The 23,778-nt window shown below is 58.3% G+C and carries 22 protein-coding genes and 1 pseudogene; 6 read left to right on the top strand and 17 right to left on the bottom strand.

Annotated elements, in window-relative coordinates; genetic code table 11:
• Nucleotides 1-13 precede the first annotated feature (13 nt).
• The 3 genes from nhaB to AB4N43_RS03220 form a co-directional block, all read right to left on the bottom strand.
• A complete protein-coding gene (gene nhaB, locus AB4N43_RS03230; protein WP_460153155.1) occupies nucleotides 14-1,516 on the bottom strand; it encodes a sodium/proton antiporter NhaB in 1,503 nt (500 codons plus the stop codon).
• A 73-nt stretch (nucleotides 1,517-1,589) separates the two neighbouring features.
• On the bottom strand, nucleotides 1,590-2,876 hold the full coding sequence (locus tag AB4N43_RS03225; RefSeq protein WP_059180902.1) for an NHL repeat-containing protein: 1,287 nt from the start codon (nucleotides 2,874-2,876) through the stop codon (nucleotides 1,590-1,592).
• 270 nt (nucleotides 2,877-3,146) lie between these two features.
• Complete coding sequence (locus AB4N43_RS03220; protein WP_027923519.1) at nucleotides 3,147-3,413, bottom strand: hypothetical protein; 267 nt, start codon at nucleotides 3,411-3,413, stop codon at nucleotides 3,147-3,149.
• 344 nt (nucleotides 3,414-3,757) lie between these two features.
• On the opposite strand from AB4N43_RS03220, the gene AB4N43_RS03215 reads away from it, so the two are divergent.
• The gene (locus AB4N43_RS03215) at nucleotides 3,758-5,083 is read left to right on the top strand and encodes a sigma-54 dependent transcriptional regulator (protein WP_194940004.1); all 1,326 of its coding nucleotides are present in this window, start codon (nucleotides 3,758-3,760) and stop codon (nucleotides 5,081-5,083) included.
• Nucleotides 5,084-5,152: 69 nt separating this feature from the next.
• On the opposite strand, the gene AB4N43_RS03210 is transcribed toward AB4N43_RS03215, so the two are convergent.
• The 9 genes from AB4N43_RS03210 to AB4N43_RS03170 form a co-directional block, all read right to left on the bottom strand.
• Complete coding sequence (locus AB4N43_RS03210; protein ID WP_027923521.1) at nucleotides 5,153-6,466, bottom strand: transporter; 1,314 nt, start codon at nucleotides 6,464-6,466, stop codon at nucleotides 5,153-5,155.
• A gap of 45 nt (nucleotides 6,467-6,511) precedes the next feature.
• Nucleotides 6,512-7,255 carry a hypothetical protein gene (locus tag AB4N43_RS03205; protein WP_027923522.1) on the bottom strand — a complete coding sequence of 248 codons (744 nt, stop codon included), beginning with the start codon at nucleotides 7,253-7,255 and terminating at the stop codon, nucleotides 6,512-6,514.
• Between the two features lie 44 nt (nucleotides 7,256-7,299).
• Complete coding sequence (locus AB4N43_RS03200; protein WP_027923523.1) at nucleotides 7,300-7,980, bottom strand: C39 family peptidase; 681 nt, start codon at nucleotides 7,978-7,980, stop codon at nucleotides 7,300-7,302.
• A gap of 63 nt (nucleotides 7,981-8,043) precedes the next feature.
• On the bottom strand, nucleotides 8,044-9,063 hold the full coding sequence (locus AB4N43_RS03195; protein WP_460153153.1) for a heme utilization protein: 1,020 nt from the start codon (nucleotides 9,061-9,063) through the stop codon (nucleotides 8,044-8,046).
• Between the two features lie 63 nt (nucleotides 9,064-9,126).
• Nucleotides 9,127-9,705, bottom strand: coding sequence for a hypothetical protein (locus tag AB4N43_RS03190; protein WP_027923525.1), 579 nt, complete (start codon nucleotides 9,703-9,705; stop codon nucleotides 9,127-9,129).
• Between the two features lies 1 nt (nucleotide 9,706).
• Nucleotides 9,707-10,162 carry a hypothetical protein gene (locus AB4N43_RS03185; protein ID WP_027923526.1) on the bottom strand — a complete coding sequence of 152 codons (456 nt, stop codon included), beginning with the start codon at nucleotides 10,160-10,162 and terminating at the stop codon, nucleotides 9,707-9,709.
• A 356-nt stretch (nucleotides 10,163-10,518) separates the two neighbouring features.
• Entirely contained in the window at nucleotides 10,519-11,043 is a 525-nt protein-coding gene (locus AB4N43_RS03180) for an AAA family ATPase (protein ID WP_194940382.1), read from the bottom strand.
• Nucleotides 11,040-11,603 (bottom strand): nicotinamide riboside transporter PnuC, encoded by a 564-nt coding sequence (pnuC, locus tag AB4N43_RS03175; protein ID WP_027923528.1) that lies wholly within the window; start codon nucleotides 11,601-11,603, stop codon nucleotides 11,040-11,042. Before pnuC ends, AB4N43_RS03180 begins: the two co-directional genes overlap by 4 nt.
• Nucleotides 11,604-11,831: 228 nt before the next feature.
• Complete coding sequence (locus AB4N43_RS03170; protein ID WP_027923529.1) at nucleotides 11,832-13,466, bottom strand: methyl-accepting chemotaxis protein; 1,635 nt, start codon at nucleotides 13,464-13,466, stop codon at nucleotides 11,832-11,834.
• A 293-nt stretch (nucleotides 13,467-13,759) separates the two neighbouring features.
• Here AB4N43_RS03170 and AB4N43_RS03165 point away from each other — a divergent pair, with 293 nt between their 5' ends.
• Entirely contained in the window at nucleotides 13,760-14,590 is an 831-nt protein-coding gene (locus AB4N43_RS03165; RefSeq protein ID WP_027923530.1) for an undecaprenyl-diphosphate phosphatase, read from the top strand.
• Nucleotides 14,587-15,017: pseudogene (locus AB4N43_RS03160) on the top strand (DUF1294 domain-containing protein). The gene AB4N43_RS03165 and the pseudogene AB4N43_RS03160 overlap by 4 nt, the downstream one beginning before the upstream one ends.
• Here AB4N43_RS03160 and AB4N43_RS03155 read toward each other — a convergent pair.
• Both AB4N43_RS03155 and AB4N43_RS03150 read right to left on the bottom strand, forming a co-directional pair.
• Entirely contained in the window at nucleotides 15,014-15,373 is a 360-nt protein-coding gene (locus AB4N43_RS03155; RefSeq protein WP_027923532.1) for an MmcQ/YjbR family DNA-binding protein, read from the bottom strand. The pseudogene AB4N43_RS03160 and the gene AB4N43_RS03155 overlap by 4 nt on opposite strands.
• Nucleotides 15,370-16,278, bottom strand: coding sequence for a LysR substrate-binding domain-containing protein (locus tag AB4N43_RS03150; RefSeq protein ID WP_059180897.1), 909 nt, complete (start codon nucleotides 16,276-16,278; stop codon nucleotides 15,370-15,372). The genes AB4N43_RS03155 and AB4N43_RS03150 overlap by 4 nt, the downstream gene beginning before the upstream one ends.
• Nucleotides 16,279-16,407: 129 nt before the next feature.
• Here AB4N43_RS03150 and AB4N43_RS03145 point away from each other — a divergent pair, with 129 nt between their 5' ends.
• Nucleotides 16,408-17,019: an FMN-dependent NADH-azoreductase gene (locus tag AB4N43_RS03145; protein WP_007949372.1), complete on the top strand. Its 612-nt coding sequence runs from the start codon at nucleotides 16,408-16,410 to the stop codon at nucleotides 17,017-17,019.
• 250 nt (nucleotides 17,020-17,269) lie between these two features.
• Nucleotides 17,270-18,307: an alpha/beta hydrolase family protein gene (locus AB4N43_RS03140; RefSeq protein ID WP_027923534.1), complete on the top strand. Its 1,038-nt coding sequence runs from the start codon at nucleotides 17,270-17,272 to the stop codon at nucleotides 18,305-18,307.
• A gap of 23 nt (nucleotides 18,308-18,330) precedes the next feature.
• Here AB4N43_RS03140 and AB4N43_RS03135 read toward each other — a convergent pair whose 3' ends face one another.
• Together AB4N43_RS03135 and AB4N43_RS03130 are read right to left on the bottom strand one after the other, a co-directional pair.
• Nucleotides 18,331-19,518 carry an MFS transporter gene (locus AB4N43_RS03135; protein ID WP_460153150.1) on the bottom strand — a complete coding sequence of 396 codons (1,188 nt, stop codon included), beginning with the start codon at nucleotides 19,516-19,518 and terminating at the stop codon, nucleotides 18,331-18,333.
• A 190-nt stretch (nucleotides 19,519-19,708) separates the two neighbouring features.
• A complete protein-coding gene (locus AB4N43_RS03130; protein ID WP_080943075.1) occupies nucleotides 19,709-21,298 on the bottom strand; it encodes an ABC-F family ATPase in 1,590 nt (529 codons plus the stop codon).
• 494 nt (nucleotides 21,299-21,792) lie between these two features.
• Here AB4N43_RS03130 and lpxO point away from each other — a divergent pair, with 494 nt between their 5' ends.
• Nucleotides 21,793-22,692: a lipid A hydroxylase LpxO gene (gene lpxO, locus AB4N43_RS03125; protein WP_194940007.1), complete on the top strand. Its 900-nt coding sequence runs from the start codon at nucleotides 21,793-21,795 to the stop codon at nucleotides 22,690-22,692.
• Between the two features lie 131 nt (nucleotides 22,693-22,823).
• Here lpxO and ku read toward each other — a convergent pair whose 3' ends face one another.
• Entirely contained in the window at nucleotides 22,824-23,672 is an 849-nt protein-coding gene (gene ku / locus AB4N43_RS03120; RefSeq protein WP_460153147.1) for a non-homologous end joining protein Ku, read from the bottom strand.
• Nucleotides 23,673-23,778 lie beyond the last annotated feature (106 nt).

Genomic DNA, 23,778 nt, shown 5'->3' with positions numbered 1-23,778 from the left:
TTTTTGGTCAGGGTTACAGCCAGTAGCTGACCGCATACCAGCCCAACACACCCATCACCACTGTGTACGGCAACGCCATCCACACCATCCGCCCATACGACAAGCGAATCAGCGGCGCAATCGCCGAGGTCAGCAGAAACAGAAATGCTGCCTGGCCATTGGGGGTCGCCACGCTGGGCAGGTTCGTCCCGGTATTGATCGCAATGGCCAGCGTCTCGAAGTGCTCGCGGGACATATGACCGGCAATGAACGCCCGTTTCACTTCCGTGATGTAAATGGTCGCCACAAACACGTTGTCGCTGATAGCCGACAGCAAGCCGTTGGCGATATACAACATGCCCGGTTGCTGGTCGGCCGGCAGCGCCAGGACCCACTGGATCAGCGGCGTGAACAGTTGCTGATCATGAATCACCGCCACCACCGCAAAAAACACCACCAGCAACGCGGTGAATGGCATGGCGTCCTTGAACGCGTTGCCGATCCGGTGCTCGTCGGTGATGCCGGTGAATGCAGTGATCAAGATGATCACCATCAGCCCGATCAGGCCGACCTCCGCGATATGAAACGCCAACCCTGCAATCAGGATCAACGCCGCGGCGCCCTGGACCAATAAGGCGGCGCGCTGGCGTGGGGTACGTTCGGCGTTGTCTTCGGCGGCATAGTTGGCCAGCACGGTACGCACGTTGTCCGGCAGGAGAGTGCCGTAACCGAACCAGCGCAGTTTCTCCAGCAACACACAGGTCACCAGGCCGGCCACCAGCACTGGCAGCGAAACCGGGGCCACTTTCAAAAAGAATTCGGCGAAGTGCCAGCCCATCTCATGGCCGATCAGCAGGTTCTGCGGCTCACCCACTAACGTGCATACACCGCCTAACGCCGTGCCCACGGCACCGTGCATCAACAGGCTGCGCAGGAAGGCGCGGAACTGTTCGAGGTCTTCATGGTGGAGTTGCGGCAGGTGCTGGTCATCGCTGAACTCGCTGTCCTGGCGGGGATCATTGCCCGAGGCGACGCGGTGATACACCGAATAAAACCCCACGGCCGCGCTGATAATCACCGCCGTCACGGTCAAGGCATCCAGGAATGCCGACAGGAATGCCGAGAGGAAGCAGAACATCAACGCCAGCAGCGCTTTGGAGCGAACCCCCAGCAACAAGCGCGAAAACAGGAACAGCAGCAGGTCTTTCATGAAGTAGATGCCGGCCACCATGAACATCAGCAGCAGGATCACCGGAAAGTTGTGCACCAGTTCGTCATACAGTGCCTGCGGTGTGGTCATTTTCAGCAGCAGGGCTTCGATCAGCAGCAGCCCGCCAGGCATCAGTGGATAGCACTTGAGCGCCATGGCCAGGGTGAAGATGAATTCCAGCACCAGCAACCAACCGGCCACGACCGGACCTACGGTCCAAAGCACCAGTGCGTTGAGAATCATGAAACCGAGAATGCTCACCTTGTACCAGCGAGGTGAGTGGCCGAGAAAGTTATGCGCGAACGCCTGGGCCATTGAACCGGACATCGGCTACTCCTTGTATTAAGAAGCGCGCAACTTGCCGTAACAAGATGGGAATATCAAGTGCGGAAATGCCGGTCTAGCCCAAGTGTCGCACGACAATGGCCTTATAGTTGCCATCCAGCGAATAACCGCCGACGACGATTCTTCCGTCAGCCTGAGCGGCCACCGACGTGGCCGTGTCCAGGCTGCGGCCCAGACGCGTGCGAACCCAGCAGCTGCCTTCGGCAAACCCTGGGTCCAGCTGTCCACCCGGTAAGTACCGGGCTAACAGAAAGTCGGCTTCAACCCCACCGATCGTGGCGCCGACCGCTAATACACGACCGTCGCTCAGGCGCCGGGCGGCTGTCCATTGGCACCCGCTGCGGCCGATTTTCAATAGTTGGGGATGGCCGCTGTTGCAATGGGCGTCCGGGCGGCCGTTGCTGTGTACTTTGAAGGCGAGGCAATGCATGGGGTCGCGGCTGCTGCCGAAACACTGCAAGTCGCCATTGTCCTGCTCGATGATCTGGCTGACCTGAGCGCCACGTTCCTCGGCCTTGAACGTCATAAAACCATCCACGGCGAACGTGTCATCGAGGCGGCCATCGGGGAGGTAACGGGCGAGCAAGCCTTCTTCGGGAAAATTGATCGACCCACCCACCATGATCCGGCCGTCACGTTGCACCATCAGGCTGCTGAGCCAGGAGTTCATCAATAAATGCCGGACGATGACAAAGCCCCGGCCGTTGAAGGACGTGTCCAGTTCACCTTGGCGGGTGAGACGTATCAGCAGACCGACGTGATCGGCCAGTTCAAAATGATGGTTGGCCAGCAGCAGAATCCGGCCGTCTGCCTGGACCTGGACGTCGCAGGCTTCGGCCCCCGGAACCCCCGGAGGCAGCCAGAGGTCGCGCATGCCCTGGGACAGGTTTCCCGGCAGGCGGACGACACAGCGCCCGTTGTCACCGAAATGTTCGACGGGGTGACCTTGCGAGTCGAACAGTGCCAGCGCGGGTAGCGTTCGGTGAGCGTTTTCATAGTGCAGACCGGCCACCAGCAGGTGTCCGTTGGCGAGGACGTGGACTTTGCCCGCCATGGCCTCGTGACCGCGCTGGAATTGCCCGATAACGCTGCCGTCAAGGCCGAATGCCAAGTCTGCCGAGCCGTCCTCCAGTAAGCGGGCCAGGCCAAAGCAATTGCCGTCTCGCATGCCGACGGTTGCCGCCACCAGCACACGACCATTCGAGTCGATTTCCACGCTGTTGGCGATGCTTGAGGTACTGCCTGCGAAATACACTTGGGCTTTACCGTTGGCGGCAAAACCTTTATCGAGGTCGCCAGCGATGTTCTGCGTTGGTAGGGCAAAAGCCGTCTGGTGTGGCATTCGCGCATCTCCTTGCAAGCTGACCGAAACCCGGATGCGGGAGGGCAACTGCCTGCGAAACATTCAATCCCTGAATGAGCGATCGCACAACTGTCATAACTAACAGACGGAGGGTCACTGTGTGCCAGAACAGTGTCTTTTCGAACCACTGACAAGGCAGCCAAGTAATACGTGGCGAGGAAGTTGAAGTATTAAGTGGGCTGTTACTGTCGCAATCAGCCAGATAAACGGGGGAAGGGCGGATGACCCGAAAGTAATCCGCAAACACCCTTAATGCGGCATGGACCACGATTGCAGTTTATAACCTTCCTGGCTCAGTTCGGCACGGGCCTGCTCCAGCAGGTGTTCGAGTTGTGCAGGATCGGTATAGGCGCTGCAAGGGATCTGGGTGCGGCCGATATGGGTTTTGGTGCGGTCGATGACGGTGATGCAGAGCTCGCCGTTGCCGTCTTGTTGAGCCCAGGCAACGCATTGGAAAGGTTGAAATGCGCGGTCGGCAATCAAAAGAGCTTCGTTGATACGGAGCGGGGCGGTCATGGGGTCTTCTCTCTGTATGCCCAATCAAGTGATGTGCCGTCGGTTGGGCTTACCGTTCGGCTGGTTACTTGTACTGATGCCCCCAATAGGGGGTCAGGTCACACCCAAACAAAAGAAATTTCAACTTTCTTTCATATACTCAATAGCAGGGGCTTCTTCTGAAAGCTAAATGAAAGGTTCAACTCGTTAGGTAACTAAGCAAGTCGTTGCTTATAACTTATTAAGTGGCTGCTCTATAGTCAATCGATACAAGGCCGTGTCAAATTCTTGCTAATGTTACAGCCAGGTCCGCCAAATGACTGTTTTTACTAATATTTCCTAATATTTGGCGCCAAGGAACAGTCATGATCGAAACGCCCGCGTTACGACGTCTGTTAGTAGTAGACCCCTGTGACGACTGCCATCGTCTGTTACCGGGTTTACGTTCTGTGGGTTGGGATGTTGATAGCTGTTCTCTGGAGAATGCCGGCGATAAAACCTGCGACGTTGGCCTCCTGCGATTACAACCTTTCCACCTGGAACGCCCGGAAGCCGTCAAAGAGCTCATCAGCCGCAGCGGCACCGAGTGGATCGCCGTACTCAATCAGGAAGTCCTGCGTTTGCAGAATGTCGGGGACTTCGTTTGTGAATGGTTTTTCGATTTTCACACGTTGCCGTTTGACGTCTCCCGGGTTCAGGTCACCCTGGGGCGGGCCTTCGGTATGGCGCGCCTGCGTGGCCAGGGCACGATTCACATCGATCAGCCTGAGCACGAATTACTGGGCGACAGCAAACCGATCCGCGAACTGCGCAAGTTGTTGAGTAAACTGGCGCCCACCGAATCTCCGGTCTTGATCCGCGGCGAAAGCGGCACCGGCAAGGAGTTGGTCGCCCGCACCCTGCACCGACAATCCCAACGCCACAGCAAACCTTTTGTGGCGATCAATTGCGGCGCGATTCCCGAACACCTGATTCAGTCCGAGTTGTTCGGCCATGAGAAGGGCGCCTTCACCGGCGCCCATCAACGCAAGGTCGGGCGGATCGAAGCGGCGAACGGCGGCACGTTGTTCCTCGATGAAATCGGCGATTTGCCGCTGGAACTGCAAGCCAATCTGTTGCGCTTCCTACAGGAAAAACACATTGAACGTGTAGGCGGCAGTCAGCCGATTCCGGTGGACGTGCGGGTATTGGCGGCAACACACGTCGACCTTGAGGCCGCCATCGAGAAGAAACGCTTCCGTGAAGATTTGTACTACCGCCTGAACGTGCTTCAGGTGGTCACCGCGCCGTTGCGTGAACGCCACGGCGATCTGTCGATGCTGGCCAACCACTTTTCCCATTTCTATAGCCATGAAACCGGCCGCCGTCCGCGCAGTTTCAGTGAGGACGCGCTGATTGCCATGGGCAAGCATGATTGGCCGGGCAATGTCCGCGAACTGGCCAACCGGGTACGGCGTGGACTGGTGTTGGCCGAAGGGCGGCAAATCGAAGCGCGGGATCTTGGGTTGATCAGCCAGCAAGCCTTCGCTACGCCCATGGGCACGCTCGAAGACTACAAGACGCGCGCCGAGCGCCAGGCGTTGTGCGATGTACTGAATCGGCACAGTGACAACCTCAGTGTCGCCGCCAGAGTATTGGGTGTTTCACGCCCGACGTTCTACCGATTGCTGCACAAACATCAGATCCGCTAGGGCGCGGCAAAACGAAAAGGCCCGCTGCGACTTGCATCGCAGCGGGCCTTTTCCATTCCTTGTCAGGGGTTAGAAGTAGTAAGGGAATTTCAGGCTGAACTGGAAGTCCGGGGCATCGTCGGTCATACCCATGGACAGGTTGGGAACAATTGTGAGGTTGTCGGTGGCCGCAATGGTCATGCCGATGTTGAAGTAGCCGGCGTTTGCATCGCTGGAGACCACGGATTCCCAGTCCCCGCCATCCTGTTTCAGCTTGCTTTTGCGTTGCACCAGGTCAGACACCGAGAACGACATACTCATCTTTTCGTTCAGGGCAAACGCAATACCCGCGCCGATCTGGAAGCTGTCGCCGATTTGCACCTTGCCCGGGGTTTTCTGGTTGACCGTCGCGCTGATGTCGTCGAAGGATTCTTCGAAGTTGTGCGTGTAAGACAAGCTGCCGAACAACACCGCAGGGTCAAAGGTTTTGACCAGCGAAATGCCCGGGGTGACGGACCATACGCCGTTACCGGTTGGCAGGGAGTCAGGTACGAACAGGTTGGTATTGGCGTCGGTCTGGCGAAGTTTGATCCCGAACGGATCCTTGCCCGTAGGCGCCTTGACCCTGAAGGTGAACACGGCATCCGGGGTGTTCACCGACTCGTCCATAAACTTGTAGGCGACACCAAAGTTCACGTCACCAATTTCCGGATCCTGGGTGACAGTCGCTTCAGTGGTGACGTTAGCCGCGCCCTGATTGCCGCCACCGGACTGGTACGTCGACTCGCGGTAAATGACTGGCACGTTCAGGTCGAACTGCCAGCGGTTGTTGAAGTTGTAGCGACCGGTGAGGTCGAGCGTCCAGGTATCAGCCTTGATCCGATCGAGGTTGATGTTGCCAAGGAAGATCGAGTCCAGTGCGAGAAAGCCGTTGAGGATCAGCTGGCGGGTGTCGTATCGGGAGTAAGTGAGCCCGGTTTCGACGCTGAATTTGCCGCCGCCGAAGAACCCGCTGGCTTCGTCGTACAGGTTGGAAACGCTCTGTGCCGGTTGTGAATCGTCAGCCAGCGATTGGCCATAAGAACTGCCACTGCCCCCTGCGGCTCCCCCCGATGCGGCTGCGGCGCCAGTCCCTGTGGCTACCGCGGTCCCCGCGTTCCCCTTCATGTCGGCTGGCGACTTGGCCAGGCGTTTTGGTGGGGGAGCTACGGGTTGGTCCTCTACCTGGCGGACCCGTTGTTCAAGTACCGCCAGGGCTTTTTGTTGTACTTCGTATCGTTGCTTTAGCTCCAGAAGTTCCTGTTTCAGGGCCTCTACGTCGGCGTTGGGTGCTGCTTGCAACATCGCCGCCGGAAACAGAGTGCTCAAACAAACTACTGCGCGCAGTGACACTGATCGATACATGAATTAGCCGTCCCTTAAAGCCCAATGGTCGAGAGTCAGCGTAGTTCAATATCCTAAGGTGCGTAGGGCGTTAAGTTGGGTCAGGTTGCAGTCCAATGCGCCAGCACTCGGGCCATTATTATTGAGCACCACGTTGAGTTGAGTGAGGTTATTGACCATGTTGCTGTTGCCCAGCAATCGGGTGTTCTGCAGCAATCCGCCCTGGGCGACTTGTTGCAGTGCAGTGCCTTGGTTGCCGCTGGCCTGAATAGCCATTTGTATGCCACCCCCGGTGGCTGACACGGCGACACTGCCGGCGGCGTTGCTGCCGGTGATGGTTTGTCCGGCCATCAGGGCTTGTCCTTGACCTGGCACAAGCGCAGGAGCCTGGTTGGCTTCCTTCACGTCGATCGAGACGTTGTTGTAGGCGGTGTTGCCGTCCCCGGCGGCGCGAACACTTTGGGTAACGCCTTGGCTGGTCGCCAGGCCTGCTCCACCAATCACACTGCCGGCGCCTTGGTCAGGCGTAGTGCCATTGCCGTCGATCTTGATGGTTGATACGTAGAATTCGGGTTTGATCGTTGTTGCCTGGATCTGCATGGACGACGTTGCGCCGATGACGTCTCCGCTGGCGTTGCGCCAGGTACTGCTCATGACCACGCCGAAGCTGATAATCCGGCCGGGCATTACATAACGGCCGCGCAACTGGGCGAGTTCCTGATCCTTTATTTCGATGGGTTTGAATCCATTGGCATAGCCTGATGCGCTCGCTGCCAGACAGGCAACGGCCAGCCAGTATGAACTTTTCATCTGCTGCTCCCGGAGCATCCTGCCCCACTATCATCTTTTGGCGATTAAAAGAAGTCGCTCTGTATGAAACCAAAATCCATCAATTCAGCGTCTCTGACAGGATTGAAAGTATCCAGCTTGTTCTTGGCTGTCAGTGGTACCGGTGGACTGCGCAATGCATTGGTTTTGTCGTAACCGGGACCTACGATAGCGAAGACAATGCCGTTCCAACCTTTGACAAAGTCATCGTGGGAGTAGCGTTTGTGTCCGAGTACCGGGTCGCCGATATAGACCCAGTTCTTGTCAGCACGCTGCAACACCACGAAGTGCTTGTAGCCGCGAATTTCCATCAGTACCACCACCGGAATCGTTACAGCATCCAGCTTTTCAGGTGGGATCTTGTAGCCCCTGGCGCGCATGCCGATGCTTTCTATGTAGCGCTTCATGTCCAGCATGGAGAAACCTTGCGTACGAACAAGGTTCTGGTCAGCGTTGACCAGCATGCCTTTGATGATGTGCTCCTCATCGACGTCGAGCCAATAGGCCTGGCGTAACACCGTCGCCAGTGCGGCAGCGCCACAGCTGAAGTCGGTTTTCTGTTCGACGATGTCGGCAAACTTGCGCTCACGCAAACTCTGCACCTGCTTATAGACCAACACGCCGCCAGGCAGGGCGGCAACTGGCATCTGTGCGGCCTGAGTCAGGCCAGACAGGCAGAGGAGGGCGAAAAGGGCAGTCTTACGCATGATCGATACGCCTTGGCGGACTGTGGAAAAGCCCCGTTGCCGGGGCTTTCATTTCGATCGCGATTACAGGCAGGCTTTGCAACCTGCGGCGATGGACAGCGAGTTGCTTTGTTGGTTGCCTACACCAGACGATACGTTGGCTCCGCCGTTGCCGGAGAAGTTGTTCATCGAGTTTTGCATTACAGCAGTGTTGGTCACAGGGTTTTTCCAGCCATCTGGAGTCAGGTATTGCTGAGTGGTTACGCCAGCCAGACCGAAGACGCCAACTGCAACGAAGTCGGAATTGACTTTGCCATCGTCATGGCCGCCATGACCACCACCTCTGTTGTCGTTGCCATAGCCACCGTGGCCATGATCATCGTCAGCAGGAGTAGACACTGCTTTACCCGCTGCTACAAACGCGCCAGCAGCAGTGAAGGTGCCTCTGAGGGTGTCGGTTTTGTAGGTCTGAGTGCCGTTGTTGGCCACTTGCAGACCACTGGAGCTTTGGTCAGCCGATGCGGCTGCTGCGGCTACACGGCCACCCGATACAGCAATCGCCAGGTTGTTTTTCTGTTGGTTGAAGTTGCCAGCGGTCACGTTCATCCCGATGTTGCCGGAACCATTGTTGCCTGCATTGGTGAGCGTGGCGGTGTTGGTATTAGAGTAGTTGTTAACGGCGTTGTTGGTGTTGTTTTGTGTGGCGCTGGAAGCCGCCACTGCAGAACCGAAAATGAAGCTTTCGTCAGCAGTAGCCAGTGCGGCGGCGTTGTCTTGTTGGTTGCCGTCGCCGGCGGCCACGTTAGCGCCCATATTACCGTTGGAACCATTGAGCGAGTTGTCGGTTGCTGCACCGTTTTGGGTGCCTTGGTTCAGCACTGTGTTGCCATCGCTGTCCTGTGTATCCAGAACAGTAGCGCCGGCGCCAGCCGTAATTGAAAGAATTTGATCCAGGGTTGGGCCTTTAGGCTGATGACTGCCATGCCCGTTTCCGTGACCATTGCCATGACCGTGATCATCATCACGACCGCCTGCTTGTGCTGCGATTGCCATCACTGCTGCGAGAGCGAAAACCAGTGGTTTGAGAGCCATTGTAGGTTTCATGGTGTTTCTCCGTGCTTATTAGTTGGTTAAGTGTTGGTACTTTCTAATCGCACTGCGTTTGGGTCAGTCAGCGACCCGGATGCTCAGGGTGTTAGCCATTCGGTTCCCCACCCCGGCACTCTGGTTCACCTGGATAATCCCTCGGCTGCCGGTGAAGGCCTGGTCGCTGGTAACGACCTGGCGACTGCCGGTTTGGGACCCAGTTGCTCCTGAGCTTGGTAGCAACGCCACGTTCTGTTGAGAAAGGGCGCTATCGTCGACGCTCTGCGGTCCAGCACTGATGCTGATCCGCGCAGCGTTGGCCATCTGGTTGTTGGCCCCGGCGCTCTGGTTGACGCCCAGTACACCGTTGCCATTACTGAAAGAGGTTCCGCCGATGGTGGCCGTCGCATTCATGGACGGATTGGCGGAGGTGTCGATTGACTGGTGAATCTTGGTGCTCGCCCCGGCATTGGTACCGATTGCGATGGCGCGAACGTTGGTTTGTTGTTGTTGATCGCCGGCCGCCTGGTTGACGTTCAAGTTGCCCTTGTACTGAACGCCGGCATCCTGGATGGTGGCGTTGTTCACGGTTGGAACACCGGAGTCGGCCATGGCGCTGGCACTGGCGAACAAGGCGAGAAAGATCAGGCTACGATTCATGTCATTGACCTCCGGCCATTCTGGTCAGTGGGGCCATGCCGGAACTCATGGCCCGATTGATGGTTCCGGAAATCGCGGCACCGCTGCCGCCACCGTGGCCGGCGCTCATGCCAGGCATCCCGTTGGGATTGGTCACGACATTGAGGCCTGGCATGCTGCCACCGGTTGAGTTTGGATTGATGTTGCCGCTGATGGTCGAGCCGCTGGCAATGCTGGCGAAATCACCGTCAGTCAACTCGGTGTTGCTCATGGTCGACGTGATGCGTGCTGAAGGGTTGGCATTGACGGTGGTCGGGTAGGGGTCTTTGCCGCCAGTGCGGCCAATTGGGACGGGTTGGACATCACGTGTGAGAACGATGACGCCATTGCCATCAGCCTGAGCGTTGAGGCTGAGTACCGACGTAGCGGCACATCCGATCAGCAGTAGGCAAGTCATGCCTTTATTGAAAGTCCCCACGGCAGCAATTCCTTCTTTTGTGGGCTGGCCCTTGTCAGCGTTGGGAAGGAGAGAGCGAAAGCTGTGCCGCTTTTGAATTGTCGTTTTAATTCAACGGGTTAACTTTTTGTGAAAAGCGCGCGATACGTCCGCTGTTTCATGGCTGAGACAAGCTCGATAGGGCTTGGCTGAACAATCGCGACGCAAAGCTCTGGAACAAGGGTTTGCGAGGATGTGTTTCAAGCGCTTAACAAGAGTCATGACAAGATGATGAAGGGCGCTGAAATGGCCTGTTTGCGGGTAGATGAGTGTTTCACGAATGGACACTCTTGCCCCAAAGCAGGGGAAATGGCTGGGGAAATCGACCCAAAACCGGCTCAGGAAACCAGCAGTCGGGTGACCGCATCAAAGGCCTGCCCCCGGCGGTTTTCCCAGCTTCCCCGCAGGACCTGAAACGGTTGGCGGTGCTGTTCGAGCCAAAGGTGAGTTGCCTTGAAAAATTCCAGGCGCTCACTCAGTTCGGGCTGACAGCGCTGGCCGTCATCTGTCCAGTCGACGTGCTCCGGCGATAGCAGCAGGTGAAAATCGTAATGGCGAGCCAATAATGCCGGCTCAAGCCATTCAGGGCAGTCGCCAAACAAGGTCTGGCTCCAGAGGATATTGCTCAGCAAGTGAGTGTCGAGAATCAACAGCCGGGGCTGCCGGGAGCGGGCTTCATCTTCCCATTGCAACTGGCCGCGGGCGATGTCGGAAATATCCCCCAGGCAGGTGTCGCGTGGGTTCTGCTCAATGAACCAGCGCACGTATTCATCAACCCGCACACCGCCGAAATGGCCCTGTAACTCAGCCGCCAGCCAGCTCTTGCCACTGGATTCGGGCCCCGTGAGCACCAGCACCTTCATGCGCGCAGTACCGGGTCGGCACGCCATTCACGCCAGCCTTGCACGGCCAGCAGCAGGAACAGCGCATAGAGGGCCGACGTGAGGTACATGCCTTTGTAGATGAACAGCCCGACGAAAATGACATCGACGGCGATCCACAGCGGCCAGCATTGCACGCGTTTTTGCGCCATCCACAGTTGCGCGACCAGGCTGAACCCCGTGAGTGCAGCGTCGAGCCATGGCTGGGCAGCATCGGTCCAGTGCGCCATGGCGGCGCCCAACAGCACACTGCCCAGCGCGCCGACCGCGAGGCCCAAAGCGACTGATTTCGAGTCAAGCCGGCTGACCTGCCGACCGGTATTCGCTTCGCCTGCACGGGTCCATTGCCACCAGCCATAGAGTTGCAGCGCGGCGTAGATCACTTGCAGGAGCATGTCCGAATAGAGCTTCACCTCAAAAAAGATCCAGCTGTACAGCAGGACCATGACCAGGCCAATTGGCCAACACCAGGGGTTCTGTTTGACCGTCAACCAGACGGCGATCACACCGAGGGCAGCGGCAAACAGTTCAAGCCCGGACATGGAGGTTCCTTGGGGAGAGCGAAGTGGGGGGCGGATTGTACCGGCAGCCGCCGCCAAGTAGAACCTGCTGGCTAGTAGCAGCTGTCGAGCAGCGCGAGGCTGCGTTCGGCAGCGCAGCTGTCGTAAACCCTGTACACGCGGTCTGACTCAAACACCGCGCTGCGTGAATTCACGACGACTTCGTCGCCGAACGCAGCCTCCCGTTGTTCGACAGCTGCTACAGGGGGGTTACACGCGAAATTGCTTGAGCAAACCGTTCAACTGCTCGCTCAGGTCTTTCAGCCGAACACTGGCCACACTCGATTGCTCCGCCGCCAACGCGGTGCTGTGGGACAAGCCCGCGGCCTGGGTCACGTTCTGATTGATGTCTTCCACCACATGGGCCTGCTGCAACGTCGCGCTGGCGATAGACGCGTTCAGCCCGTTGAGGTTGCGTAACGCCTGGCCAATCGCATTCAGGCTCGCACCGGCCAGACCGGCTTGTTCGATGGTCAGTTGGGAGGCGCGGCTGCTGTCGCCGATGACCTTGACCGCCGCCTCCGAATGGCTTTGCAGGCGTTCGATCATCGACTGGATTTCCGCCGTGGACTTCTGCGTGCGCTGGGCCAGCAGGCGCACTTCATCGGCCACCACCGCGAACCCGCGACCCTGCTCACCGGCCCGGGCCGCTTCGATGGCGGCGTTGAGGGCGAGCAGGTTGGTTTGCTCGGCGATGGAGCGGATCACCTCCAGGACGCTGCCGATCTGCGTGCTTTCCGTTGCCAGGGTACGAATCACCTCGACTGCCTGATCGATGGTGCCGGACAGTTTGTCGATCTGCTGCAAGCTGCCGTCGATGTTGATCTGGCCTTGCTGCGCCTGGGATTCGGCATCGCGCATTTCGCTGGCCGCATGCTCGGCGTTCTTCGCCACATCCTGCACGCCATAGGTCACTTCATTAATCGCCGTGGCCACCAGTTCCATCTGCTGCGACTGTTGCTGGCTGCGTTGCTGAGCCTGGGCAGCGTCATTACCCAACTCACTGGACGACTGACCCAACGCACTGGCGGACACCTGCAGCTCGGTGATCACCAGGCGCAGCTTGGTGGTAAACGCGTTGAAGTGTCGTGCCAGTTGCGCCACTTCGTCCCGGCCGTGGGTATCGAGGCTGCGGGTCAGGTCACTTTCACCGCTGGCGATATTGGCCATGGCGTTCACGGTGTCTTGGAGCGGGCGCACAATACTGCGGGCAATCAGGATCACCAACAGCGCCATCACCAGCGCGATGACCACGCCGAGGAAAGTGGCCTTCCATACCTGGCCGTTAAATTCGGCCTGCGTGTCGTCGATGTACACGCCCGAGCCAATCACCCAGCCCCAAGGCTCGAAGAGTTTGACGTAAGAGGTTTTTTCCACCGGGGCACTGGCGCCCGGTTTCGGCCAGCGGTAGTTGACCATGCCGGCGCCCTTGGCCTTGGCCACGGCGACCATTTCGTTAAACACCGCAAAACCATCCGGGTCGCGGATGGCCGAGAGGTTCTGGCCGTCCAGCTTGGGGTTGGCCGGGTGCATGATCATCACCGGCGTCAGGTCGTTGATCCAGAAATAGTCGCTCTGGTCGTAGCGCAGTCCGCGAACCGCGGTCAGTGCCTGTTTCTGCGCGGCCTCGCGCGTGAGGGTGCCGGCCGTTTCCAGGTCATGGTAGTAATTCAAAATGCCGCTGGCGGTCTGTACCACGTGCTGGGTTTTCAGCGCCTTGGCCTGATAAAGGTCGTCGTGAATCTGCTTGAGCATCAACATGCCCAGTGTCAGCAGCATCACCACCGACACGATCAAGATGAGCCACAAGCGTCGGCTGATCGACACACTGCGCAAGCTGTTCATAACGCGGTTACTCCAGTTTTCTTTTTATTGTCATAAACCAATGCCCGCATCCAACCACGCTTTGCCGGTCGGGCCTATGCGACCCAAGTCCTATTCCGCAGCAGCGTTTTAAAGGCTTGTCTGATAGGATTTCGGCCCCGCGCGGAAAAACCTGAATCACGCTCGATTTTTCACGGAATTTTTACGGTTTCGTCTGGATCCTGTGCGCGCGGAACTTCAACTACGCTCAGCGCGATGAACGTTTAAACAAAACTAACGGGGCATGCCTGGGGGCATTGCTTTTTGGGGGATTGATGGATCTTTGGACCGCCTTTCAGGCATTGATACTTGGCGTAGTAGAAGGGCTGACAGAGTTTCTGCCCATTTCCAGTACCGGGCACCAGATCATCGTCGCCGACTTGCTCAACTTTGGTGGTGAGCGGGCTATCGCGTTCAACATCATTATCCAGTTGGGTGCAATCTTGGCGGTGGTGTGGGAGTTTCGTCGCAAGATTCTCGATGTGGTCACCGGTTTGCCAACGCAACCGAGCGCGCGTCGCTTCACCGCCAACCTGCTGATCGCCTTCATGCCGGCGGTGGTATTGGGGGTGATTTTCTCCGACCTGATTCACCATTACCTGTTCAACCCGATTACCGTCGCGACGGCGTTGGTGGTGGGCGGTGTGATTATGTTGTGGGCCGAGAAACGCCAACATCAGGTGCATGCCGAAACCGTCGACGAGATTACCTGGCAAGATGCGCTGAAAGTCGGTTTCGCCCAATGCCTGGCCATGATTCCAGGGACATCGCGTTCCGGGTCGACCATCATCGGCGGGTTGCTGTTCGGCCTGTCGCGCAAGACCGCTACCGAGTTCTCGTTCTTCCTGGCGATGCCGACCATGGTCGCGGCGGCGGTGTATTCGGGGTTCAAATACCGCCACCTGTTCGTGCCGGCTGATTTTCCAGTGTTCGCGATCGGTTTCGTGACAGCCTTCATCTTCGCGATGATCGCGGTCCGTGGCCTGCTCAAGTTCATCGCCAGCCACAGCTACGCAGCGTTCGCCTGGTACCGCATCGTGTTCGGCCTGGTCATTCTGGCCACTTGGCAGTTCGGCTGGGTTGACTGGTCCGCGGCCAAGCCATGAGTGACGCCGGCAGGCACCACGACCCCGGACGCAGGTCCGGGGAGAGCGCATCCAGAACCTGCGGCTCAAACTGCTGGTTTTCGCAGTGCTGTGCGCGTTGCCGCTGTTTGGGTCGGTGTCACTCTGGCTGCGTGGGGTGTCGCTGATTCCGCTGGCGGCATACGGGATCGTCAGTGTGCTGGCGTTTTTCCTGTACTGGAGCGACAAACGCAAGGCCCGCACCGACGCCTGGCGCACGCCGGAAAACGTCTTGCACGCGGTCGAAATGGCCGGTGGCTGGCCCGGCGCCTTGCTGGCCCAGCAGGTGTTTCGGCACAAGACCCGCAAAGTCTCCTATCAACTGCTGTTCTGGCTGATTGTGTTGCTGCACCAGGTGTTCTGGATCGACCAGATGTTTCTCGGCGCAAACCTGTTGGCTTTGTTTTAAAGCAGCAGTCCCACCTGGGTGCGCTTGGGCAGTTTACTCACCACCAATTGGTGGGACCGTTGCAATAAGCCTTGCAGTTCTTCGGCGCCCAGCGGGTAGGGCGTTTGCATGATGATCCACTGGGCTCTCGCCAGATAGGGAGCCGGGTGGATGCCCGGTCGATCGCAATGCCCCAGGAACAGGTCCTTGTCGACTTTGAAGGCCAGGGAATCGCCGCGCAAGTTCTGCAACGCGAACATCTTGTTTCCGGCAATCGAAAATACCCGTACACCGCCCCATTTATAGTCTTCCCGCGCACCCGGCAGCGCGAGACAGAACTGCGCGACATCCTCTTCGTTCATACGTCCAGCCTTCATATCAAACGGTCCCCACAGGCGCTGAATGTTTCGATCAAATGGTCGAGCCAGGCACGAACCGCCGGCATCACCCCGCGCCGGTGAGGGTAGACCGCTTGCAGCCAGCCGCCAGGCAACGACCAATCGGGCAACAGTTGAACCAGCGAACCGTCTTCCAGCTCCGGCTCGCAATACATCATCGGCAACAGGGTAAAACCCTGGCCGGCGAGGGTGCAGGCCTTGCGCACGATAAAGTCATCAATGCCCAGCCGCGCCTCCATGCTGAGATCGACACTTTTGCCCTGTTGATCCAGCAGGCGGATATGCACCATGCGGTCGGCTTCAAGGGCGCCGAGCACGGGCAGGGTTTTCAGGTCTTCGGGGTGATTGATTTCACGTCCGTGCAAAAACGCCGGGGTGGCGACCATGGCCATTTGTGCCTGGCGCAGGCGTCGGGTCACCAGCAGCGGATCTTCGTCGCCGAGCTCTCGCACGCGCAAGGCGACATCGACGCCTTCAGTCACCAGGTCGACCCGGCGATTGAGCAGCATCACTTCCAGTTGCACCTGCGGATACTTCTCAAGAAATCGGGCGATGACCGTCGGCAACATTTCATGCGCGAGGCCCACGGGGCAGGACACTCGCAAGCGCCCACGTGGTTCGCTGGACATGCTGGCCACCGCTTCATCGGCCATTTCCGCTTCCAGCAGCATCGCCTGACAGTGCCGCAGGTAGCGCTCGCCCACAGCGGTCAGCTTGAGTTGCCGGGTAGTGCGTTGCAGCAGGCGCGCACCGAGGCGTTCTTCCAGTTCGGCGATACGCCGCGACAGGCGCGACTTGGGTATCCCGAGCAAACGCCCGGCGGCCGCGAAACCGCCGGCTTCCACCACCTTGGCGAAATAGTAGAGATCATTGAGGTCTTGCATGACGGCAGTCCGATTGTTCTATCAGTGGGACGAACTATCGCATTGTTGCGGTCTAATCAGCCATTGGTTTCGTCTGTAGGATTCACTCCATCAGATCGCCCCGTGGCGGTCCTCACCTGGAGATCCCACATGAAACTGTTGCATATCGATTCGAGCATTCTTGGTGACAACTCGGCTTCCCGCCTGCTGAGCAGCGAAGTCGTCAAAGCCTGGCAAACCGCAGAGCCAAACGCCGTGGTCACTTACCGCGACCTGGCCGCCGATGCCATCAGCCATTTCTCCGCCACGACCCTTGTTGCCGCGGGCACTACCGCCGAACTGCGCAACGCCGCCCAGCAGCACGAAGCCGAGCTGAGTGCCACTACCCTGGCCGAATTCCTCGCCGCCGATGCCGTGGTGATTGCCGCACCGATGTACAACTTCACCATCCCGACCCAACTCAAGGCCTGGATCGATCGCATCGCTGTTGCCGGTCAGACCTTCCGTTACACCGAAGCCGGCCCTGAAGGCCTGTGCGGCGGCAAGAAAGTCGTGATTGTCTCGACTTCCGGTGGCCTGCATGCCGGTCAGGCCACGGGTGTGGCTCACGAAGAGTACTTGAAAGTACTGTTCGGCTTCATCGGCATCACCGACATTGAATTCGTCCGTGCCCATGGCCTGGCTTACGGTGATGAAGTGCGCACCAAAGCCATGAGCGACGCTCAAGCGCAAATCAGCGAGCAATTGTTCGCCGCCGCGTAAGGCTTGCGTAAAAACGCAAAACAGCTCAGGCAACACCCCAAAAAACTCTGTATTCTGGTCACGCAAGTGCCAGATACGGAGTTTTTTGTTTCTGGCCGTTTCAGGTTGTGGCCCAGGTTATGCAGCAGGGGGTTAACGCTCCCGTTCTGCAACGACCTTGGTGGCCGCGATTGCTGGTACAAGGCCGCTGCCTCGATCAACCGAGGAGAACGGGCTTTCCGGTCAAGTAACAAAATGGTGGGGCATCCTTATGGTGCGTCTTTGTGCAACGTTACTGTTTTGCCTGCTCAGCAGCCTGAATTCAGTGCACGCCGCGCCTGCGCCCCATCCTCACTGGAGCGTCGGCTTCCATGAGATGAGTTTTCTCGACCCTCTCGATTTGCAACCGATGCACGCCATCGCGTTCTATCCCTCCAGTGACCGCGAACACACCAGCAGAATCGAGGGCTACACGGTCGAAGCCGGTGAAGACATCCCGGTGGCTATCGGCCGTTTCCCGATGCTGATGCTGTCCCATGGCAACACCGGAACCCCGTTGGCCCTGCATGACCTCGCCACCTCGCTGGCGCGCAAGGGTTTTGTGGTGGTGGCGGTGATCCATCCCGGCGACAACTCCAAAGACCACAGCCGTCTTGGTACGTTGAGCAATCTTTACGGACGCCCGATCCAGATTTCCGAAGCCATTACCGCCACCCTGGGCGATCGCATGCTTGCGCCGTTCGTCAATGCCAATCAGGTCGGGGTCATCGGCTATTCGGCGGGCGGTGAGACGGCGTTGATCCTGTCGGGTGCCACGCCTGATCTGGATCGTCTGCGTCGTTATTGCGAGGAACGCCCGGACGACCGCGATGCTTGCAACACTAAGGGTGAATTGATTGTGGATCGTGACGATCTTCAACCCGTGGCCGACCCGCGTGTGCGTGCCTTGCTGTTGATGGCGCCGTTGAGTTTGAAGTTCGGCCGTCACACCCTGTCCGAGGTGCATGTGCCGGTGCTGCTTTATAGCGGCGACGGCGACAAACTGGTCGCATTCGACAAGAACGCCGCTGCACTCGCGCGTAAGTTGCCAATTGCCCCTGATTTCAAATTGCTGGCGGGAGCCGGGCACTTCGTGTTCATGGCGCCGTGCAACGAAGAGCAGATCGCCGCCATGCCGGCGCTGTGTACCGACGCCGACGGTGTCGACCGCGAGGGCATCCATCGCGACATGATTTCCGAGGCCGGGCGATTCTTCTCTCGCACCCTGGGCATCGCCACCCGCGCAGGCCTGCAAACCGCAGATCAGTGAAGCACAACCCTTGTAGCCGCTGGCTAGGCCATTGCGCGGCGTTTGAGTAGCAGGGTCAACGCCAATCCGGTCACCGACAACAACGCCGCGCTAAAGAAAATCCACGTGTACCCCAGGTTCAACGCCACTGCGCCCATTAATGGTCCGGCGATGGCCAGTGCCAGATCAAAAAACACCGCATAAGCACTCAACCCCGCGCCACGACTGGAATTGGGCACCTGTTTGATCGCTTCAACCCCCAGCGCCGGATAAACCAGCGACAAGCCAAAACCGGTCAGGCCCGCGCCGATCAGCGCATAACCCGTCGAAGGCGCCAGCCACAACAGCACCAGACCCACGGTTTCAATGCTCATACAGGCAATGGCCGAGGTGAATCCGCCGAAACGGCTGATGCTGGAGATGAACAACAGCCGGGCCAAAATGAAGCAGGCACCGAACACGGTGAGGCAATACGCGGCACCGGCCCAGCCACGGCTGACGTAATACAGGGTAATAAAGGTAGTCAACGTGCCATACCCGATGGACGCCAGGCTCAGGCTCGCCCCAAACGGAGCGATTCGCCCGAACACCGCCCAAAAGGGCAGCCGCTCGCCACGAATGACCGGCACTGAGGGTTTATTGCGGATCAGCAGCAGCGCGGCAAGCGCCAACAGCGACAGCGCGATCCCCAGACTGACAAAACCATACTCGGCGACCATCACCACCCCCAATGGTGCGCCGATGGCGATGGCGCCGTAAGACGCGATGCCGTTCCAGGAGATGGAACGGGCGGTGTGCTCGGCGCCGACCTGGCCCATGCACCAACTGATGGTGCCGACGCCGATCAGTCCCTGGGCGATCCCGAGCAGCAAGCGACCGGCGATCAGGATCAATAGACTCAGCAAGGGCATGCTCTGCAGCAACGTCGACATCAGCGTCAACGCGCCGCTCAGCACAATCCCCGACAACCCGTAGACAATCGCCCGCTTGGTGCCAATGCTGTCCGACATGCGCCCGGCCATCGGCCGGCTGAGCAGGGTGGCCAGGTATTGCGAACCAATGGTCAGCCCCGCGATGATCGCACTGAAGCCCAGTTGCTCATGAACATAGCCTGGCAACACCGCAATCGGCAGGCCGATGCAGAGGAAGGCAATAAAGGTATAAAAAACGATGGAGACGATCTGCAGGGTGATCGCCAGGGAGCTTTGCGGGGGCTGTTGCTGCGCAGACATGTGGGCTCGTTCGCGGGCGGCGGTGGGAGAGCTGCATCATGGCGTGGGCTGGGAATAAAAGGAAGCAGGCTAACTATATTCTCCACGCCGAGCGTGGGAACGATCACCACTTGGCCCTGAAATGCAAAAAGCCCCGTCACATGGACAGGGCTTTTACTTGCCGCTTGCAGCTTGAAACTAATCGCTGCTCTTAAAACACCACACCCTGGCTACGCAGGTAATCGTCATAAGTACCGCTGAAGTCGATCACGCCACTAGGGCTCAACTCGATGATGCGGGTCGCCAACGACGATACGAACTCACGGTCGTGGCTGACGAAGATCAGCGTGCCCGGGTAGTTCTCCAGCGCCAGGTTCAGCGCCTCGATGGATTCCATGTCCAAGTGGTTGGTCGGTTCGTCCATGATCAGCACGTTCGGCTTTTGCAGGATCAGCTTGCCGAACAGCATGCGACCTTGCTCACCACCGGAGATGACCTTGACCGACTTGAGGATCTCGTCGTTAGAGAACAGCATGCGACCGAGGGTGCCGCGAACGATTTGCTCGCCGCCCTGAGTCCACTGACCCATCCAGTCGAACAGGTTGCAGTCGTCTTCGAAGTCGTGCGCGTGGTCCTGAGCGTAGTAGCCCAGTTCTGCGGCGTCGGTCCACTTCACCGTACCGGCATCCGGGGTCAGTTCGTTGACCAGGGTGCGCAGCAGGGTGGTTTTACCGATACCGTTCGGGCCGATGATCGCCACGCGCTCGCCGGCTTCAACCTGGAAGCTGAAATCCTTGAACAGGGTCTTGCCGTCGAAGCCTTTGGCCATGCGCTCGACGATGACCGCCTGACGGTGCAGCTTCTTGGTTTGTTCGAAACGGATGAACGGGCTCACACGGCTCGAAGGCTTGACCTCGGCCAGTTGGATTTTGTCGATCGCCTTGGCGCGGGAGGTCGCTTGCTTGGCTTTCGAGGCGTTGGCCGAGAAGCGGCTGACGAACGATTGCAGCTCGGAAATCTGCGCCTTCTTCTTGGCGTTGTCCGACAGCAGTTGCTCGCGGGACTGGGTCGCCACGGTCATGTACTCGTCGTAGTTGCCCGGGAACAGACGCAGTTCGCCGTAATCCAGGTCAGCCATGTGGGTGCACACGCTGTTCAGGAAGTGACGGTCGTGAGAGATGATGATCATCAGGCTGGAGCGCTGGGTCAGAATGTTTTCCAGCCAGCGGATGGTGTTGATGTCCAGGTGGTTGGTCGGTTCGTCGAGCAACAGCACTTCAGGATCGGAGAACAGCGCCTGCGCCAGCAATACGCGCAGTTTCCAGCCTGGGGAAACTTCGCTCATCGGGCCAAAGTGCTGCTCGATGCCGATACCCAGGCCCAGCAACAGCTCGCCGGCACGGGATTCGGCGGTGTAGCCGTCCATTTCGGCGAATTCGGTTTCCAGCTCGGCCACGGCCATGCCGTCTTCTTCGGTCATTTCCGGCAGCGAGTAGATGCGATCGCGCTCGGCCTTGACCTTCCACAGCTCTTCATGACCCATGATCACGGTATCGATCACGGTGAATTCTTCGTAGGCGAACTGGTCCTGGCGCAATTTACCCAGACGCACGTTCGGCTCGAGCATGACCTGGCCGCCGGATGGCTCGAGGTCGCCACCGAGGATTTTCATGAAAGTCGACTTGCCGCAACCGTTGGCGCCGATCAGGCCGTAGCGGTTGCCCGCGCCGAACTTGACCGAAACGTTTTCGAATAGCGGCTTGGCGCCGAACTGCATCGTGATGTTAGCTGTAGAGATCAAAGGTTTTTCCTGCGAAGCATTCAGAGTAGCTAGGGTTGCGGCAGTACCGATTCAGTACCCGTTTCCGGTATTCAAACCACGGGAAATGCATCCCGGTCAGAAGCGGAAGGTCCATCTGGCAATAAGTGGACAGCAGCATATGGAGCGCTTGGCCCGAGTCGAAGTGCGCTGAGACGGGGTTCATTCCCGTCATCAACCAAGGGGGGCGCGTAATGTTTGGCGGCGATTGTACTGGTCTGGCTCTCTAAACGATAGGGCGTTGAGACCGCTTGGGCGCATTGACAGTACCAGCGGACAGATTTTCGCATTTGCAAGCTAACTATTTGTTACAGAGAGTGGCTAAAATGCGATTTTTCACCCGATGCCGACAGCCGGCGCAGGCTCAAGGACGCGCTACCGGGTTCGCTGTCTGGTTTTCAGACGCTGCACAAGACCCTTGGCCAATGGGTTGGCCGGGAAGGCAGTTTGTTCACTTCAGACGTGTGACGATTTCTGTGAAACTGATCATCGCCCTTGTTTACATAGTTTCCATTGCGTACGTCCACCTGCGCGGTCGCGTGCGCCACAAGCTGGGGCGCCAGTTGAGTGATCACTCTTCGTTTCTGGCGCCGCTCAATTGCTTCCTTTATCTGTTCTCGAAAATTCCGGGCAAGCCCTATCTCAATCCGGCGGATTTCCCAGACCTGAGCCCGTTGCAGGCGCATTGGCAAGAAATTCGTGCTGAAGGCCAAAACCTGCTGAAGGCGGGGGAGATCAAGCGCGCGGATCAGTACAACGACGTTGGCTTCAACTCGTTCTTCAAGACCGGGTGGAAGCGGTTTTACCTGAAGTGGTACGGCGACAGCCATCCTTCGGCAATGAAACTCTGCCCGCGTACCACGGAGCTGGTCCAGGGCATCGGCTCGATCAAGGCCGCGATGTTCGCCGAACTGCCGCCGGGTTCGAAACTGGTCCGTCACCGTGACCCTTATGCCGGTTCTTACCGTTATCACCTGGGGCTGGAGACGCCGAACGATGCCGGTTGCTACATCAATGTCGATGGCGAGAAGTACCACTGGCGCGACGGCGAAGCGGTGATGTTCGACGAAACATTCATTCATTACGCCGAGAACACCACGCAACAGAACCGGATCATTCTGTTCTGTGACGTCGAGCGTCCGATGAAGTATGGCTGGGCGGCGGCGTTTAATGGGTGGTTCAGCCGTAACGTGATGTCGGCGGCCGGGGCGCCGAATGATGAGGGCGACAGGACAGGGGGGATTAACCGTCTGTTCACCAGAATCTACAAGATTCGTTTGCGGGGCAAAGCGCTGAAGAAGCGTAATCGCAGGCGTTATTACCTGGAAAAGTGGGCGATCTTTGGCGGGTTGCTGGCGGTGTTTGTGCTGATCTGAGTTTAGTGGTGTGGCGGATTAAGCCATCCCGAGCAGGCTCACTCCTGCGTTTGATCTGTGGCGTGCACAAATCAACTGTGGGAGCGAGCTTGCTCGCGATAGGGCCATAACAAACACCACAACATTCGAAACTAACCACGCGAACTTTTCGTGGCTTTTTTCTGCGCCGCCGGCTTGGATTTCCCGGCACCTTTACTTCCCAGGCTACGTTTAAGCAACTCAGTCAAATCAATCACATCCGCCGTTTTGCGCTCCTCTTCACCCGTCGCCGTCTCGACATCCTCGATCTTGCCTTCATTGGCCTTTTTCTCGACCAGCGCCATGATCTTGTCTTCGAAACTGTCGCGGTAGTCTTCGGGTTTCCAGTCTGCACTCATGTCCTGCACCAGGCGCTTGGCCATATCCAGTTCACCCTTGGCCAGTTCGGGCTTGGTCACTTCGCTGCCCAGTTCAAGGGTATCGAGGCTGCGCACTTCTGCGGGCCAACGCAACATCACCAGCACCATCGCCGACTCCAGCGGCATCAAGGCCGCCAAGTGCTGGCGCGTGTGCAACACCACGTGGGCCAGGGCGACTTTGTTGGTTTTGCTTAGCGTTTCCCGCAACAACGCGTACACCTTGCCGCCGCGTTTATCCGGGGCGAGGTAGTACGGCGTATCGATGTTTTGCAAGGGGATCTGTTCACTGTCGACAAAAGAAAAGATGTCGATGGTTTGCGTGGACAGCGGGTGCGCCGACTTGATTTCCTCTTCACTGAGGACCACGTACCGGCCCTTTTCATACTGCACGCCTTTGACAATATGCTCCTTGGTGACTTCCTTGCCGGTGACCTTGTTCACGCGTTTGTACCCGACCGGCTCCATGCTGCGGCTGTCCAGCCAGTCGAAATCCACCCCTTGGGAAGACGTCGCCGAGACCAGCGCCACAGGGATATGCACCAGCCCGAAACTGATTGCGCCTTTCCAGATTGCCCGTGCCATGGTCGTCTTCTCGCGAGTGATGATCAGGTGACCCGTGGCCTGAGGCAAAAGTTTCAGCCGCTTGAGGAGCCCGGCCGGGCGGCGTGGTCGTCTTGTGTTACATCTT

The organism is Pseudomonas sp. S2_B07, from assembly GCF_054668435.1.
The sequence above is the reverse complement of the archived record's forward strand: the minus strand, read 5'-3'. Positions and strand labels throughout refer to the sequence as shown.

Coding starts and splice junctions, on each gene's coding strand:
- nhaB (WP_460153155.1), bottom strand. CDS start 1,516: ATGTCCGGTTCAATGGCCCAGGCGTTCGCGCATAACTTTCTCGGCCAC.
- AB4N43_RS03225 (WP_059180902.1), bottom strand. CDS start 2,876: ATGCCACACCAGACGGCTTTTGCCCTACCAACGCAGAACATCGCTGGC.
- AB4N43_RS03220 (WP_027923519.1), bottom strand. CDS start 3,413: ATGACCGCCCCGCTCCGTATCAACGAAGCTCTTTTGATTGCCGACCGC.
- AB4N43_RS03215 (WP_194940004.1), top strand. CDS start 3,758: ATGATCGAAACGCCCGCGTTACGACGTCTGTTAGTAGTAGACCCCTGT.
- AB4N43_RS03210 (WP_027923521.1), bottom strand. CDS start 6,466: ATGTATCGATCAGTGTCACTGCGCGCAGTAGTTTGTTTGAGCACTCTG.
- AB4N43_RS03205 (WP_027923522.1), bottom strand. CDS start 7,255: ATGAAAAGTTCATACTGGCTGGCCGTTGCCTGTCTGGCAGCGAGCGCA.
- AB4N43_RS03200 (WP_027923523.1), bottom strand. CDS start 7,980: ATGCGTAAGACTGCCCTTTTCGCCCTCCTCTGCCTGTCTGGCCTGACT.
- AB4N43_RS03195 (WP_460153153.1), bottom strand. CDS start 9,063: ATGAAACCTACAATGGCTCTCAAACCACTGGTTTTCGCTCTCGCAGCA.
- AB4N43_RS03190 (WP_027923525.1), bottom strand. CDS start 9,705: ATGAATCGTAGCCTGATCTTTCTCGCCTTGTTCGCCAGTGCCAGCGCC.
- AB4N43_RS03180 (WP_194940382.1), bottom strand. CDS start 11,043: ATGAAGGTGCTGGTGCTCACGGGGCCCGAATCCAGTGGCAAGAGCTGG.
- pnuC (WP_027923528.1), bottom strand. CDS start 11,603: ATGTCCGGGCTTGAACTGTTTGCCGCTGCCCTCGGTGTGATCGCCGTC.
- AB4N43_RS03170 (WP_027923529.1), bottom strand. CDS start 13,466: ATGAACAGCTTGCGCAGTGTGTCGATCAGCCGACGCTTGTGGCTCATC.
- AB4N43_RS03165 (WP_027923530.1), top strand. CDS start 13,760: ATGGATCTTTGGACCGCCTTTCAGGCATTGATACTTGGCGTAGTAGAA.
- AB4N43_RS03155 (WP_027923532.1), bottom strand. CDS start 15,373: ATGAAGGCTGGACGTATGAACGAAGAGGATGTCGCGCAGTTCTGTCTC.
- AB4N43_RS03150 (WP_059180897.1), bottom strand. CDS start 16,278: ATGCAAGACCTCAATGATCTCTACTATTTCGCCAAGGTGGTGGAAGCC.
- AB4N43_RS03145 (WP_007949372.1), top strand. CDS start 16,408: ATGAAACTGTTGCATATCGATTCGAGCATTCTTGGTGACAACTCGGCT.
- AB4N43_RS03140 (WP_027923534.1), top strand. CDS start 17,270: ATGGTGCGTCTTTGTGCAACGTTACTGTTTTGCCTGCTCAGCAGCCTG.
- AB4N43_RS03135 (WP_460153150.1), bottom strand. CDS start 19,518: ATGTCTGCGCAGCAACAGCCCCCGCAAAGCTCCCTGGCGATCACCCTG.
- ku (WP_460153147.1), bottom strand. CDS start 23,672: ATGGCACGGGCAATCTGGAAAGGCGCAATCAGTTTCGGGCTGGTGCAT.